The 13,093-nt window shown below is 67.6% G+C and carries 26 protein-coding genes; 24 read left to right on the forward strand and 2 right to left on the reverse strand.

The window, feature by feature from the left end:
• Nucleotides 1-274 (forward strand): hypothetical protein (locus tag BMZ69_RS30150; protein WP_092163711.1); only part of this gene is annotated, 274 nt, incomplete at its 5' end.
• A gap of 30 nt (nt 275-304) precedes the next feature.
• On the opposite strand, the gene BMZ69_RS30155 is transcribed toward BMZ69_RS30150, so the two are convergent.
• Both BMZ69_RS30155 and BMZ69_RS30160 read right to left on the reverse strand, forming a co-directional pair.
• Nucleotides 305-703, reverse strand: coding sequence for a hypothetical protein (locus tag BMZ69_RS30155; RefSeq protein ID WP_092163712.1), 399 nt, complete (start codon nt 701-703; stop codon nt 305-307).
• Complete coding sequence (locus tag BMZ69_RS30160; RefSeq protein WP_092163713.1) at nt 700-1,536, reverse strand: S24 family peptidase; 837 nt, start codon at nt 1,534-1,536, stop codon at nt 700-702. Before BMZ69_RS30160 ends, BMZ69_RS30155 begins: the two co-directional genes overlap by 4 nt.
• Here BMZ69_RS30160 and BMZ69_RS30165 point away from each other — a divergent pair.
• The 23 genes from BMZ69_RS30165 to BMZ69_RS30275 form a co-directional block, all read left to right on the forward strand.
• Complete coding sequence (locus BMZ69_RS30165) at nt 1,505-1,753, forward strand: helix-turn-helix domain-containing protein (protein WP_175507047.1); 249 nt, start codon at nt 1,505-1,507, stop codon at nt 1,751-1,753. The genes BMZ69_RS30160 and BMZ69_RS30165 overlap by 32 nt on opposite strands.
• Nucleotides 1,753-2,637, forward strand: a complete 885-nt coding sequence (locus tag BMZ69_RS30170; RefSeq protein WP_092163714.1) for a ParB N-terminal domain-containing protein — start codon at nt 1,753-1,755, stop codon at nt 2,635-2,637. Before BMZ69_RS30165 ends, BMZ69_RS30170 begins: the two co-directional genes overlap by 1 nt.
• Nucleotides 2,634-4,805, forward strand: a complete 2,172-nt coding sequence (locus tag BMZ69_RS30175; RefSeq protein WP_092163715.1) for a DDE-type integrase/transposase/recombinase — start codon at nt 2,634-2,636, stop codon at nt 4,803-4,805. The genes BMZ69_RS30170 and BMZ69_RS30175 overlap by 4 nt, the downstream gene beginning before the upstream one ends.
• Nucleotides 4,806-4,869: 64 nt before the next feature.
• A complete protein-coding gene (locus BMZ69_RS30180; protein ID WP_092163716.1) occupies nt 4,870-5,619 on the forward strand; it encodes an AAA family ATPase in 750 nt (249 codons plus the stop codon).
• A complete protein-coding gene (locus BMZ69_RS30185) occupies nt 5,616-6,239 on the forward strand; it encodes a hypothetical protein (RefSeq protein WP_092163717.1) in 624 nt (207 codons plus the stop codon). Before BMZ69_RS30180 ends, BMZ69_RS30185 begins: the two co-directional genes overlap by 4 nt.
• Nucleotides 6,236-6,619: a hypothetical protein gene (locus BMZ69_RS30190; protein WP_092163718.1), complete on the forward strand. Its 384-nt coding sequence runs from the start codon at nt 6,236-6,238 to the stop codon at nt 6,617-6,619. Before BMZ69_RS30185 ends, BMZ69_RS30190 begins: the two co-directional genes overlap by 4 nt.
• Nucleotides 6,619-6,855, forward strand: coding sequence for a hypothetical protein (locus BMZ69_RS30195; RefSeq protein WP_092163719.1), 237 nt, complete (start codon nt 6,619-6,621; stop codon nt 6,853-6,855). The genes BMZ69_RS30190 and BMZ69_RS30195 overlap by 1 nt, the downstream gene beginning before the upstream one ends.
• 3 nt (nt 6,856-6,858) lie before the next feature.
• Nucleotides 6,859-7,272 carry a hypothetical protein gene (locus BMZ69_RS30200; RefSeq protein ID WP_092163720.1) on the forward strand — a complete coding sequence of 138 codons (414 nt, stop codon included), beginning with the start codon at nt 6,859-6,861 and terminating at the stop codon, nt 7,270-7,272.
• Nucleotides 7,269-7,766 carry a helix-turn-helix domain-containing protein gene (locus tag BMZ69_RS30205; protein ID WP_175507049.1) on the forward strand — a complete coding sequence of 166 codons (498 nt, stop codon included), beginning with the start codon at nt 7,269-7,271 and terminating at the stop codon, nt 7,764-7,766. The genes BMZ69_RS30200 and BMZ69_RS30205 overlap by 4 nt, the downstream gene beginning before the upstream one ends.
• Before the next feature lie 100 nt (nt 7,767-7,866).
• Nucleotides 7,867-8,454 (forward strand): DUF3164 family protein, encoded by a 588-nt coding sequence (locus BMZ69_RS30210; RefSeq protein WP_244543625.1) that lies wholly within the window; start codon nt 7,867-7,869, stop codon nt 8,452-8,454.
• Between the two features lie 7 nt (nt 8,455-8,461).
• Nucleotides 8,462-8,782: a hypothetical protein gene (locus tag BMZ69_RS30215; RefSeq protein ID WP_092163721.1), complete on the forward strand. Its 321-nt coding sequence runs from the start codon at nt 8,462-8,464 to the stop codon at nt 8,780-8,782.
• A gap of 1 nt (nt 8,783) precedes the next feature.
• Nucleotides 8,784-9,011 carry a hypothetical protein gene (locus tag BMZ69_RS30220; RefSeq protein WP_092163722.1) on the forward strand — a complete coding sequence of 76 codons (228 nt, stop codon included), beginning with the start codon at nt 8,784-8,786 and terminating at the stop codon, nt 9,009-9,011.
• A gap of 2 nt (nt 9,012-9,013) precedes the next feature.
• A complete protein-coding gene (locus BMZ69_RS30225) occupies nt 9,014-9,274 on the forward strand; it encodes a hypothetical protein (protein ID WP_092163723.1) in 261 nt (86 codons plus the stop codon).
• A complete protein-coding gene (locus tag BMZ69_RS30230) occupies nt 9,271-9,927 on the forward strand; it encodes a hypothetical protein (protein WP_092163724.1) in 657 nt (218 codons plus the stop codon). Before BMZ69_RS30225 ends, BMZ69_RS30230 begins: the two co-directional genes overlap by 4 nt.
• Nucleotides 9,924-10,130, forward strand: coding sequence for a hypothetical protein (locus BMZ69_RS30235; RefSeq protein ID WP_092163725.1), 207 nt, complete (start codon nt 9,924-9,926; stop codon nt 10,128-10,130). Before BMZ69_RS30230 ends, BMZ69_RS30235 begins: the two co-directional genes overlap by 4 nt.
• Nucleotides 10,127-10,444 (forward strand): hypothetical protein, encoded by a 318-nt coding sequence (locus BMZ69_RS30240; RefSeq protein ID WP_092163726.1) that lies wholly within the window; start codon nt 10,127-10,129, stop codon nt 10,442-10,444. Before BMZ69_RS30235 ends, BMZ69_RS30240 begins: the two co-directional genes overlap by 4 nt.
• A complete protein-coding gene (locus BMZ69_RS30245; RefSeq protein ID WP_092163727.1) occupies nt 10,444-10,857 on the forward strand; it encodes an ASCH domain-containing protein in 414 nt (137 codons plus the stop codon). The genes BMZ69_RS30240 and BMZ69_RS30245 overlap by 1 nt, the downstream gene beginning before the upstream one ends.
• Nucleotides 10,854-11,186, forward strand: coding sequence for a LexA family protein (locus BMZ69_RS30250; protein ID WP_092163728.1), 333 nt, complete (start codon nt 10,854-10,856; stop codon nt 11,184-11,186). The genes BMZ69_RS30245 and BMZ69_RS30250 overlap by 4 nt, the downstream gene beginning before the upstream one ends.
• Complete coding sequence (locus BMZ69_RS30255; protein WP_092163729.1) at nt 11,183-11,860, forward strand: methyltransferase domain-containing protein; 678 nt, start codon at nt 11,183-11,185, stop codon at nt 11,858-11,860. Before BMZ69_RS30250 ends, BMZ69_RS30255 begins: the two co-directional genes overlap by 4 nt.
• A 3-nt stretch (nt 11,861-11,863) precedes the next feature.
• Nucleotides 11,864-12,088, forward strand: a complete 225-nt coding sequence (locus BMZ69_RS30260) for a hypothetical protein (protein WP_092163730.1) — start codon at nt 11,864-11,866, stop codon at nt 12,086-12,088.
• A gap of 11 nt (nt 12,089-12,099) precedes the next feature.
• Nucleotides 12,100-12,483 (forward strand): regulatory protein GemA, encoded by a 384-nt coding sequence (locus tag BMZ69_RS30265; protein ID WP_175507050.1) that lies wholly within the window; start codon nt 12,100-12,102, stop codon nt 12,481-12,483.
• Nucleotides 12,480-12,722: a hypothetical protein gene (locus BMZ69_RS30270; protein ID WP_092163732.1), complete on the forward strand. Its 243-nt coding sequence runs from the start codon at nt 12,480-12,482 to the stop codon at nt 12,720-12,722. The genes BMZ69_RS30265 and BMZ69_RS30270 overlap by 4 nt, the downstream gene beginning before the upstream one ends.
• On the forward strand, nt 12,719-13,093 hold a 375-nt coding region (locus BMZ69_RS30275; protein WP_092163733.1), incomplete at its 3' end, for a hypothetical protein. The genes BMZ69_RS30270 and BMZ69_RS30275, both read left to right, overlap by 4 nt.

A 13,093-nucleotide genomic window follows, 5' to 3' on the forward strand; every position in this document is an offset into this window, starting at 1 on the left:
CGTGAAGGGGTCGAGGGGCAAGATCTCGGCGGAGGAACCGGTCCCCGCGCGCGATCATGACCATGCCGTTCGAATGTTCGAGCGCTTCAAGCCGACCCGCGCCGGCGTCGTCGCGTTCCGCCGCACCGGCGATCCCGCAACCGGAGAATGGGAAGACGCCGTGATCATTGCCCGGCATGGGATTGTCTCGACCGAGGTTGATGCCATGACCGATGCCAGCGAAGAGGAGTTCGACAGCTGGGGCCTTGGCGAAGGCGCCTTCAAGGTCGCTTGAAGCGGCCTCGGAGCCCCGCGCGCGCGGGGCTCACATCACCTTCTGGAGGCCCTTTTTGCAGTTAGGCCCAGCGTCGCGATAGGCCTTGAAAGAAGCGTCGGCGGCCACTTCGCCGCGGGCCGTTCGTTTCAGCTTGTCGTCGACGAAATTGGCAAGCTCCTGGGCCATTGTCGTGCAGTAGATCCTAGCAAAGGTCCAGCGATCCTCATTGGGCCAGTTGCTCGGCTCTGCCGAGCGTGTTCGCAATTCGACAGCCTGGCGCCGCAACTCGTCGATATCCTTGATCTGAATCGCTTTGACGACGAGTTCTTCGTGCCGCTGCATCGACTTTGCCCATGTCGCCACGTTCAGGCGAGCATCTTGCGCGGTTGCCGCAAGCGGCGCGACGATCGCAAATGCAGCAATCACGCTCTTGCTCAGTTGCTTCATATTTTCCCTCCCGCCCAAACGATTTTGCCTGCGATGCGTAGCGCTTCCGCCTCCGGCCCCGCCAGGGTCTCCGAGTCATAGCGCTCATTGTCGCTGATCAGCACGATCTTACCTTCCCAACCGCGGCCAATGCGCTTGATGCGGACATCCTTGCCATCGATCAGCGCATAGATGCCCTCAACGCGCGGCGTCTGAAACCGGGTGTCCAGTAGGCAAATTGAGCGGTCGCGGATAGTCGGCTCCATACTGTCGCCGCCGAGTTCGAGGAGCCGAGCGAAAGTCTCGGGGACCGCCAGTTCGGCGAGCCACCGTTTCGGGAACGGCAGATGGTCGATCGTCGCCGGAAACGGGTTCTCTATGCCCGGTCCGGCGCTGGCGACGACGTCGAGCAGCGGGACGAAGGCCACGTCGCCCTCGATGTCACTAGCTAACGGCGCAGACATCGAAACTGATGCGTCAACGTCCCCAAAAATGAGGAAATCGCAGGTAACGCCGCAAGCCCGCGCGATCTGCCCTAGCCGAGTGGCCGGGACATCCGATTCTCCGCGGCAATAGCGATCGAGAGAGGGGAGCGGAATTCCCACGACCGGCACCGCCGCTTCCCGGGTCTTGAACCGTCTCTTGATCACGTCGTCGATTCTGGCCGCCATACTCACGCGGTTATCCATCGCTTTCGATGCCTTCTCCGCGTCATCATCGAATTTGAGTTGACATCGCCTCTCATATTCGATGATAACATCACAAGTGCCGTCTACATGTGTGGTTAACACACCAAATCCGGCCTTGCGAGACAGGACACCTATGGCGAGCAATTGGACAAAGCAGGCGATCATCTTCGCGCTCCGGGAGCGCGGAACGACCGCTGCGCAGCTTGCAGAGAACGCGGGGATCAGTCGCTTCACCGTCTACGGCGGCATGGAGCGACCTTCTCCGAAAGTGCATGCCCTCATTTCTGAGGCCTTGGGCGTGCCGCGCCAGGCGATCTGGCCCCAGTTCTATGACGAAGCCGGCAATCGGACCGGGTTGATCCGCGCCAAGAGGGCGGCCTGATGAATTTGCTCTCATCCCTCGCCGCGGCCTCCCCGCTTTTCCTCGCCGATATAGCCTCGATCGACGCTTCCGATCGGCTCCGCCCGGTCGACGAGGCGCATGCACGGTGGATTGCCGCGAGCATGAATGAGGGCGGCCTGATCGAACCGATCATCGTGCGCCTGCATCCGACCGGAAATGGACTGAAGCTCGTCGCCGGTGCGCACCGGCTGCGCGGCGGCCAGATCAATGGCGATAGCCAGATCGCTGCGATCATGATCGAAGCGACGGACGACGAAGCCCGTCAGATTGAGATCGACGAGAACCTTGCTCGGCGCGAGCTCACAGCGCTTGAGCGGGCGGAGTTTCTTGCCGAGCGCAAGCGTACATACGAGCGGCTGCATCCCGAAGCTGCCCACGGCAAGGCCAAAAAGCCCCGGAAGGGCGCGGCGTCTGCAAAAGACGCAAACTTTGCGTCTTTTGCTGCGTTCGCCAAGGACGCCGCGAAACAGGTCGGTTTGTCTGTCCGCGCCGTCCAGCTCGCGACCCAAATTGCCGCCGGGCTCTCCCCCGAAGCCGTCATCCTGATCCGCGGCACCAAGATCGCCGACAATCAGGCCCAGCTGCAGGCGCTCGCCGCGCTTGATCCTGCTGATCAGGTGAAGGTCGCGCGCGAGATCGCCGAGGGGCGCGCCACCAATCTCGCCAAGGCGAAAGTCTCGGCGGGCATGGTGCCGGCGGGCGGCGCCGTGCGTGAGGAGGATCAGCCTCTCGCCAAGCTGGAGCCGATCGTCTTCCGCCTGTCGCGCCAGCAGCTGCTCGATCTGCGTACCCTGATCGACAACCGCCTGGCTGCGATGGAGCCTGCCAAGCCTGCTCGGGCCAAGAAGGGGCCGGCGGCGTGAAGCTCTGGCTGACCTCTTCCGAGATCGCAGATCTGGCGCTGCCGGGCATGCCGACGACGCGTCAAAACGTCGTGGAACTGGCGAAGCGCGAGGGCTGGTCTGGCTTCTCAAGCCTGTGTCGCCCTCGCGCCGGCCGCGGTGGCGGTGTCGAATATCACCTCTCGCTGCTGCCGGCCGCAGCGCGGCTGGCCTATCTCGGCCCTGCGGCCGGTGAGGTGGCCGAAGCCGGCGCGCGCGCCGTCCAGGCTGCGCCCGACCTCGCTCCGGGCACCGCCCCTGCCGCCGGCCTTGCCATGGATGCGCGCATCGCCGTGCTGGGCTCCTTGCGGGCCTTTCAGCGCTCGGCCGGCCTGAAGCAGACCGTTGCGGTCAGCTATTTCGTGGACCTCTACAACATCGGCCGGGCCGATGTGCCGCCCTTCGCCCGCGAGCAGCTGCCGCGCCTGTCGACACGTTCGGTGCTGCGCTGGCTCTCGGCCTCGCAGGAGGGCGTGCAGCGGCTCGCAGTCGATCGCGGTGCCGCACGCCGCGGCAAGGGGGCGCTCGATGCCGGCGCGGGCGGCCGGGTCAAGGCCTATGCGCTCGCTCTGATCGTCCAGAACCCGCTCTACACCGCCCTTCAGATCCATGAGGCCCTGCAGGGCGAGTTCGGCGGTCATGTCGAGCTCGAAGGCGAGCGGGTGGCGCTGCCGGGCAAACGCGCTCTTGAAATCGCCTTGAAGCGTTGGCGCGCCGAGCATCAGACCGAGCTCTTGGCGCTGACGAACCCCGACGCCTTCGTCTCCAAGGTCCGTCCGGCCGGCTCCTATGACGACGCCACCCGGCTGAACGAACTCTGGCAGATCGACGCCTCGCCGGTCGACGCGCTCTGCACGGACGGCCGCCATTCGATTTATCTGTGCATCGACGTCTGGTCCCGCCGGCTGATCCTCTACGTATCGAAGACGCCTCGCTCCGAGGCGGTGCAGCTCCTGATGCGCAAGGCCATAGCCGCGTGGGGCGTTCCCGAGGCCGTGAAGACCGACAACGGCTCGGATTTCGTCGCGCGCGCCACCCGCCGGCTGTTCCGGGCCTTGCAGATCGAGCCGATCACCAGCCAGGCGTTCTCGCCCTGGCAGAAAGGCATCATCGAGCGCGCCGTCCGGACATTCCAGTCCGATTTCGCCCGCACGCTGCCTGGGTTCATCGGTCACAGCGTCGCCGACCGCAAGGTGATCGAGCAGCGCAAGGCGTTCGCCGCCCGTCTCGGCACCGATGACGACAAGGCCTTCGCCGTCCAGCTCGGCGCGCAGGAACTGCAGCAGCTCGGCGACCGTTGGGCTGCCGAAATCTACGCGCAGCGCGTCCATGGCACCTTAGGCATGTCGCCCTTCGCTCGCGCCGCCTCCTGGCCTGGGCCGATCCGGCAGGCCGACGAGCAGGCGCTCGCCATGCTGCTGATGCAGGCGCCCGATGCCGAGGGGTATCGGACGGTCGGCAAGCGCGGCATCCGCATCGACGGCTATCACTATCTGGCGCCCGGCCTGCTCGTCGGCGAGCGCGTCTTCGTCACGCTCGATCCGGCCGATAAGGGCAAGGTCTGGTGCTGGACCGACGAGAACCGCGACAGCTCGCGCGGCGTCGCCACCTGCCCGGAGCTCGCTGGCGTCGATCCGGTCGCCCTGCTGCACGAGGTCAAGGCGGCGCAGAAGCGCCTGATCGCGCAGCGCAGCGAGGAGATCAAGGCCGAGCGCCGCAAGATCACCAGCCGCACGGTGATGGACGCCCGCTTCAAGCTGGCCGAGCAGCGCGCCGGCAATCTCGTCGCCTTCCCGCCGCGGGCCGAGCCGCACAGCACCCCGGCCTTGGAGGCCGGCGCCGAGGTCGCGGCTCTGCGCCGTGGCGAAGCGCCGCCTGCGGCTCCGCTGTCGGAGGCCGCCGCCCGCCTGCATCGCGAGCTGCTCGAAGAGCCCGCCGCTGTCCCGGCCGTGCCCAAGGTCACGAAGCTGCGTCCGCAGGAAACCGAGCGCCAGCGCTTCCGCAGGGCGCTCTCGATCGAGAAGGCGATCGCCGCCGGCGATCCGGTGCCGACCGAGGATGCGCTCTGGCTCGGCAGCTACCGGACGAGCGCCGAGTACCGCTCGCAGAAGGCGCTCGCGGAGGATTTCGGAGAGGCGGCGTTGCGTTAGGCCCCGCCCAAAAAAGAGCCCCGGCGAACCGGGGCAGATCAATCAGATCAACGACGAGGATACGATGACTGCATCAGATTACAAGCCGCGGGGGTCGCTGGCGCCGCTGAAGAACGTCGCGGCGATGCTGACGCTCGCCGAACGACTGATCGAACGCCCGCCTCATCTTCCGGGGCTCGGCGTCTTCAACGGCCCTTCCGGCTACGGCAAGACCTTCGCGGCGATCTACTTGCAGAACAAGAAGAGCGCCCTGCGCGTCGAGATCGGCGACAGCTGGACCCGGCTGACCCTGATCCGCGCCATCATGAAGGAGCTCGGGGTCCACGATCCGAAGGGAACGGTGCCGCGGCTCACCGAGATGGCGATCGAGCGGCTGGCCGAGCCCGATCATCCGCCGCTGCTGATCGACGAAGCCGACAAGGCCGTCGACAAGGGCTTCATCGAGATCATCCGCGAGATCCACGAGGCGACGCAGGTCCCGATCATCCTGATCGGCGAAGAGGAGCTGCCGAGCAAGCTCCGGCGCTCCGAGCGCACCCATAACCGCGTGCTCGAATGGGTCGCGGCCCAGCCCTGTGATCTGGAGGATACGCAGCTGCTCGCTCGCCTCTTCGTGCCGGCGCCGCTGCGCTATTCCGATAGCTTCCTGGAGCGCAACCGCGGCAAGTCCGGTGGGCGGGCCCGCCGCATCACCGTCAACCTGGAGAAGGCGGTGGAATGGGCCCGCATCCATGCGGTCACCGATCTCGACGGCTTCCCGGATGACCAGTTCTACACCGGCGAGCCGCCCGTGCGCGGCCGGAGGGCGGCATGAAGCGCACCGCTCCCACCGCCGCCCTGCCGCGCGGCCCGCTCCATTATTGGAAGGAGATGGTGGCGATGAGCCGCGGCAGCGGCTTCACCATCACCGACGTGCACAAGGCCACCAACGGCCGCTCGCGCAATACGGTGAAGACCTATGTGCTGTTCTGCGCCGAGCATGGCCATATCGCGCTCGTCGGCGACCAGCCCACGGTCAAGAACCGGAGGGCCAACATCTACAAGGTCTGCGACCTTCGCGCTCCGGCGCCGGTCCAGCGTCGCGCTGATTTCGCCGACGATCGCGGCCGGCGGGCCCAACAGCTCTGGACCGCGATCCGGGCGTTGCGCCAGTTCACCATCCGCGAGCTCGCCGTGGCCGCCTCGACCGATGCCGTGCCGGTGACGCAGGTCCGGGCGCGCGAATATGTCGGCGTCCTTGCGAAGGCGGGTTACGTCGTCGAGGTCGGCCAGCGCGCCCATCCCGGCCTGATCGCCCGCTGGCGCCTGATGCCGGCCAAGAACACCGGGCCGAAGGCACCGGCGACGCTCGCCGGCGGCACCGTCCTCTACGATCGGAATTTGGACGAGGCCGTTAACCTTAACGCCCCGGAAACGACCGGGAGGGCGGCATGACCCGCGCCTCCCGCATCGACCAGGTCGAGCGCGCCCGTCTCGCTTGGGGGGAGGCGATGCCGGCGGAAATCGCCGTGCTCGCCGAAGCCTGCAGGGCTCGGACCTCGCGCGCCGTCGCCCGCCAGCTCGGCTACTCGGACGCGACCATCTCCTATGTCCTCGCCAACAAGTACCAGGCGGGCGACCAGGACAAGGTCTTCGCCAAGATCCGCGGCGCCCTGATGGGCGAGACCGTCATGTGCCCGATCCTGGACGAGATCGGCCGGGATCGCTGCCTCTCCGAGCAGGCCAAGCCCTTCGCGGCGACGAATTCGACCCGCGCCCGGCTCTTCCACGCCTGCAAATCCTGCCCCAATCGCCAGCAGAAGGACGTCGCCTGATGATCCGGTCCGGTGCCAAGCTCGCTTTTCTCACCATGGTTCCGCTGGGTGGCTGGTTCGCCGGCGTGACGCTGCAATACGTCAAGCAATGGGAGGTCTACGCCTTCTTCCTGCTCGCCGGCGTCGCCCTTAGCCTGGTCGGCTGCTTCGCCTTCGCCGACCTGGAGCGCGACGAGGCCGAGCGTCATGGCCGCAATCTCGGCCGGGCGCAGTCTCTCCCGGGCCGGGAGGGCTGAGCCATGCAGGCCGCTTCTTCGCTCCCGGTCGATCTGCGCTTCCTCGGCGCGCTACTTCGGAGATGCGCCAGCTCCGGCCTCGGCCTGTCTCCCGAGCAGTGCATTCGCGCCGCCGAACTGCTGGCGCAGGCTGCCCAGGAAGCCGATCGCGTCGTCGGCATCGCAGCTGTCGTTCCCGAGCTCGAAGACGAGCTGCTGCTCGTCGCCGGCGCCGCCCAGCCTGCGCCTGCGCCCTCTTATCAGGCCGCGCTGAAGGCGCAGCAGGCCGAGCTCCAGCGCCAGCTGGACGGCGGCGGGCCGGTGCATGTCCCGCGTCCCGGCCTCGCCGCCCTCGCCATGCCGATCGGCGACACGAACGTCGTCAGCTTCCCGCGCGCCCCGCACCCGTCCCTCGATGGCGGAGGCGACGCGGCATGAGCGAGCGTCACGTCACCTTCGACATGATCGTCCAGGCGGTCGGCGCCGTCGCCGGCGTCAACCGCCATGAAATCATGGCTGTTGGCCGCACCTCGGATGAACGTGCCCATCTCCGCTTCGCCTGCTGGTGGCTCGCCGACAAGATGACCGAGCTCGGCTTGACCACGCTCGGCCGACTCTCCGCCGACCGCGATCATTCGACGGTGCTGCACGGTATTCGTCGGGCCGAGGAGCTGCGGGCGACCAGCGAGAGCTTTCGGCTCTCGACCGACGCGCTGCTCGGCACGCTGCAGGCGCTGGAGCGCGCCGGCCTGCTCCGCTTCGCCGTCAGCATCGACCCGCTCGCCACGGCCCGCCGCGTGCTTTCGGCGCCCGAGCGCGAGGCCGTCCGCGTCTCGATCTACGAGATCGTCGCCATGTCCCGGCTCATCGTCGAGCAGGCCGATGGCGAGCCTCCCCAGCCGTCCAACCAGGAGACCGAACATGCTGCCTGACATGCCCATCATCCCGGACAGCCCCGAACTCGAGTTCATCCCGGGTCGCGTGCCCCCCGCCGTCACGACCGGCATCGTCGATGTCGGCGGCCAGCCTCACATGCGCGATGCAAAGGGCCGCCTCGTCCCGGTCGAGCTGGTGAAGCCTGCCGACAAGCTTGAGGACGAGATGGTGCGCAAGGTCATGGCCTTCGCGCTCGATCTCTCGGCCCAGGTCGCCCGGTTCAAGGAGCACACCTTCGCCGATCTCAACGGCTTCCAGCAGCTGCTGGAGCAGGACTACGGCGCGCGCGCCGGCGGCGAGAAGGGCAACGTCACCTTCCAGACCGTCGACGGCCTGCTGCAGGTCAAGGTCCAGATCGCCAACCTGATCGAGTTCGGCCCGCAACTGCAGCAGGCGAAGGCTCTGATTGACGAGTGCCTGCTGGAATGGGGAGCCGACGCGCGGCCTGAAATCAAGGCCATCGTCACCAGCGCCTTCGCCGTCGAGAAGGAAGGCCAGATCAATCAGGCCAACCTGTTCCTGCTGCTCAAGCTCGACATCGTCGAGGAGCGCTGGACCCGCGCCATGACGGCGATCCGAGACGCGATCCGGATCACCGGCACGAAGGAGTACGTCCGCTTCTACAGGCGCCGGCGCCCGCAGGACCGCTTCGAGCCCGTCACCATCGACCTCGCGGCCGCGTGAGGGCGTGATGGGCACTCCGATCCCATGGGCGCAGTCCGACAGCGTCCCCACCCTGGTCTTCCGGGATAGTCTCGGCCTGATCGATCAGAGTCAGCCGGTCGCCCAGTTCAAGCATGCGGATGACGCTCGGCGGGCTGTCAAAGCTGTCAACGCCGGCCAGGCGCTGTCCAACTTGGTCGATGCTCTCATCGAATGCCGCAGCTTCGAGGTCGAATGCGGCTGCAGCGAGGAAGGGCCGCTTGTCCTCGCCTTGGAGGCGCTCGGCCGGCCCATCCCGCCGGAGCTCCAAGCCTGGTTCGACCAGGGCATGGATATGGAGGAGCCCTAGCATGTGGCTCCGCGGTAGAACCTTCAGCCACCACCCGGAGCCGGCCGACGACTTCGCGCGGGAGGCCCTCGTCGAGGTCCAAACCTTCGACCACGAACAGGGCGAGCTCTGCTTCAAGGCCCGCGTCGTCAGCCGGTCCAGCGTCTCGCATCTGCGCGTCCGTGCCGATGACGGGCTGATCTTCATCGTGCCGGCGGCCGACTGCCGGCTGCTAGATCCGGAGCGCTGACCATGCGCCGCTTTACCGAGCAGGAAGAGCGCGCGCTGGTGAAGCTGAACCTTCTCGCCAGGAACTTCAGCACGCTCGATATCACCCGCGACCGCCCCTCGACCTATCAGCGTCTCGCCGATCGCGGGCTCGCGGTGATCGAGGAGGCCCGGCGCCGCAAGCGGGCGCGTCTCACGAGCACCGGCCGGTATTTCGCCGAGCTCGTCGCCGCGAAGGCGGCTCGCGAGGCAGCGGCCACCGCTCTCATTTCGAGGCAGGCATGAGGGCGCTCATCGCCTGCGAGCGCTCAGGCATCGTCCGCCGGGCGTTTGCCGCTCGCGGGCACGATGCCTGGTCGTGCGATCTCGTTCCCGCGGACGACGGCAGCAATCGCCACTACGTCGGCGACGCGCGCGATCTGCTCGATGATCGCTGGGACTTGCTGATCGTCGCGCACCCGCCCTGCACCCGCTTGTGCAACAGCGGTGTTCGCTGGCTCTCAACCCCGCCCCCCGGCCGCTCGCTCGACGATATGTGGCGTGAGCTCGATGAGGGCGCCGCGCTCTTCTCGGCCTTCTGGAACGCGCCGATCGAGCGCATCTGCGTCGAGAACCCGGTGATGCACCGGCACGCCAAACTGCGGATCGCGAACTATCGCGAGCCGGCACAGAGCGTGCAGCCATGGCAGTTCGGCCATGGCGAGGTGAAGCGCACCTGCTTCTGGCTGAAGAACCTGCCGCGGCTACAGCCCACGCTGATCGTTCCGGGTCGCGAAGCGCGCGTGCACCGTCACACCGGCTGGGGTCGCCGCGGCCTCGATCGCGGGCGCGAGCGCTCGCGCTTCTTCGCCGGCATCGCTGACGCCATGGCGAACCAATGGGGCGATCTGGACGGCCTCAGCCCGTTCCAACGCGAACTTTTCGAGGTGACGGCATGACAGCCCTACGCTTCTCCTTCGACCAGCTCGCGGGGGCTGCCGAGCGCGAGGTTCGCTTTCGCGAGCGCGTCTATGCCCGCCGTGTCCAGGACCGGAAGATGACCCGGGAGAAGGCCGCCGACGAGATCGCCATGATGAAGGCGATTGCCGAGCACCTGCGCCTTCAGGCCGACCGTGACAGCCTGTTCGGGAGGCCGGCATGACCGACAACCCCAAGAAGATCTCGCTGCGCCAGCAGATCGAGGCCGTCCGCTTCGCCGAGACCCGCCAGCGCACGCTCTTGGGCGGCGGCACCCTGCGCGAGCTCCGCCCGCCCCGCGAGGCGGAATATGACATGCAGCGCCTCGGCTCCGCCGCCCGCACGCTCGAATGGCTCCAGGCGCATGAGGACGAGATCCGCAAGCTGCTGGAGATCCCGGCGGAACGCCGTGCGCTGCTCTGGGATCGCATGGCCGAGGTCGCCGAACTTCTCGACAGCAAGGCGGCGGCGCCGGCCCGCGAGGAAGGGCAGTCCTGATGGTCGCCTATTCCTTCAACAAGCGCTTCGTCGAGCCGATCGCGACCGGCCACCCCGCCACCGGCGTCGTCAAGCTCCAGACCATCCGCGCCGATCGCACGCGGCATGCCCGGCCGGGCGAGCTGCTGCAGCTCTACCAGGGCATGCGGACGAAACACTGCCACAAGATCATCGCCGACCCCATCTGCGTCGCGGTGCGGCCGCTCCGGCTGTTCGTCGTCGATGCGTTCGTCCATTTCCTGGACAACGATCAGACCATCGACACCGCCGAAGAGATCGATGATTTCGCCCGCCAGGACGGCTTCCTTCACTGGGCCGATATGCAGGCGTTCTGGCAGGCAGCGCACCCGGAGGCCTCGGATCCGGAGCAGTATTTCACCGGCGTGCTGATCTGCTGGGAGCCCATGAGATGAAAAAGCTGACGAGCCGTGAGAGCGAGGCGCTCGCCTTCATCAAGCGGACCATCCGGACGACGGGCGAAGCGCCTTCATTCGCCGAGATCGGCGCGGCGTTGGGCATCGCTTCGAAGAGCGGGCCGCACAGGCTCGTTCACAGCCTCGTCAGGAGGGGGGCCATCGAATTCGATCCCCGCCGCGCGCGCAGCATCACCATTGTGGAGCCGTTGCTGACGCCTGCGCAGGAGCGGTGCCTACAGGACATTTCCCGACACACGGGTAAGACGCGAGAGGACCTGATCCGGCTGGCCGTCGACAGGCTGATCGAGCGGAACGGCGAGCCATGACCCAGCGCTCCTTCGCCTTCTCGCCGGCCGTCATGGCGCAGCGCTCCGAGCCGGCCGATTCCCTCGACTTCTTCCCGACGCCGCCCTGGGCAACCCGCGCCTTCGTGCACCGTGTTGCGTTGCCGCTCCTGGGCGCGCGGATCAGCGACACGGTGCTTGAGCCAGCCTGCGGCGAGGGCCACATGGCCGAGCCATTGGCCGAGACCTTCGTAAGCGTCGATGCCAGCGATATCCATCCGTATGGCTATGGCGCGGTGCTGGACTTCCTGCTCGACGCCCCGGCAGGCTTCGATCCCGCGGACTGGATCATAACTAACCCGCCCTTCAACCAGGCCACGGCTTTCGCCTGGACCGCGCTTGGCATGGCTCGTCGTGGCGTTGCGCTGCTCGTCCGGACGCAGTGGTTGCACACGGATGAGCGCTATCAGCTCTTCAGCCGGCGCGAGCCATCCCTGATCGCCTATTCGGTCGAGCGCATCCCGATGCACCGCGGGCGGTGGGAACCCGATGGCGACACCATGACGGATTATTGCTGGGTCTGCTGGGCGCGCGACCTGTCGCCCCGGGCACCGTTCTGGATCCCGCCCGGCCAGCGCAAGGCCCTGACGCGTCCTTCCGATGCCGCCCGCTTCGCGAAGCCGGCGGCGGCGCCGCTGCTCGATCACGGCGCCTGAGCCATGTCGCGCTTCTTCGCCTCTCGCCCAGCCCCGTCCGACGCCGCGCCGTTGATGGCGCTGCTGGCGCGCGGCGAGCTCGTCGAGCTCAACGAGAAGCGCCAGCGGCTGATGAGCGTGATCGAGGGCGTGAAGCCGCGCCGGTCCAGCGTCCTTGAAACCGAGCTGAAGCGTCTCACCCGCCGGGCGGTCGAGCTGCAGGCCGTGATCAGAAAGGCCGGTCTATGAGCCATCCCGGCATGCTCGCCAAGATCCACATAGCGCGAAAGGATCTGGCGCTTGACGAGGACGCTTATCGCGGCCTGCTCCGGCGCGTCGCCGGCGTCGCGAGCTCGCGCGATCTCTCCGACCGCCAGGCCGACGCCGTTATTGCCGAGCTGAAGCGGCTGGGCTGGAAGCCGAAGGCCGCGACCAGGGCGCCGGCGGAGCGCGCGGATCTGCGCATGGTCTATGCGCTGTGGGGCGCGTTGCACTCGGGTCCGCTCGACCGCGAGGCGCTGCGCCGATGGGTGCAGAGCCGGTTCGGCGTCTCGGCGCCGGAGTTCCTGAAGCCGGCGCAGACGCGCGAGGCGATCGAGCAGCTCAAGGCCTGGCAGAAGCGTCTGAAGGACCCGGCCCGATGATCCGCGTCACCGACCACGCCCTGGTCCGCTTCCTGCAGCGCTCCGGCGCCGCCGATGTCGAGCAGCTGCGCGGGACGATCGCCGCGGGACTGGAGCGCGGCCGCCTCGCCGCAGAGCGCATCGGCCTTGCCGACTATGTCATCGTCGCGGACGGGTTGAAGTTCGTCGTCGAAACAGGCGTCGTCGTCACCGTGCTCGATCCCGGCATGCGTGCAAGGCGACGGGGCCGCCGGCGATGACGCGTTCTGGTTGGCCAGATCTACCGCAGCTGCTCGCCGAGATCGCCGATGTCGTCGGCATCGACGCGGCGCTGGCGATCGCCGAGGCCAAGGGCGGCCAGGCGGTCTCGATTCCCTCGCGCATGGCCGATGATCACTGGCTGGTGCGGGCGATCGGCCGCGACAAGGCGCTGGCGCTTTCGCACCATTTCGGCTCGGGCGTGCGCCGGGTGCAGCTGGAGGTCCCGCTCGGGCCGAGCGGCTCCTATCTCGCCGACCGCCGCCGCCGCGCTCGCTTGGTCCGCGAGGCGCTGGCCGAGGGCACGACGGCCAACGAGGCCGCGCGCCGCGCCGGCATCACCCGGCGCAGCGTCCACCGCCAGAAGGCCCGC

The organism is Allobosea sp. CRIB-10 (assembly GCF_900112185.1).
Classification (GTDB): domain Bacteria; phylum Pseudomonadota; class Alphaproteobacteria; order Rhizobiales; family Beijerinckiaceae; genus Allobosea.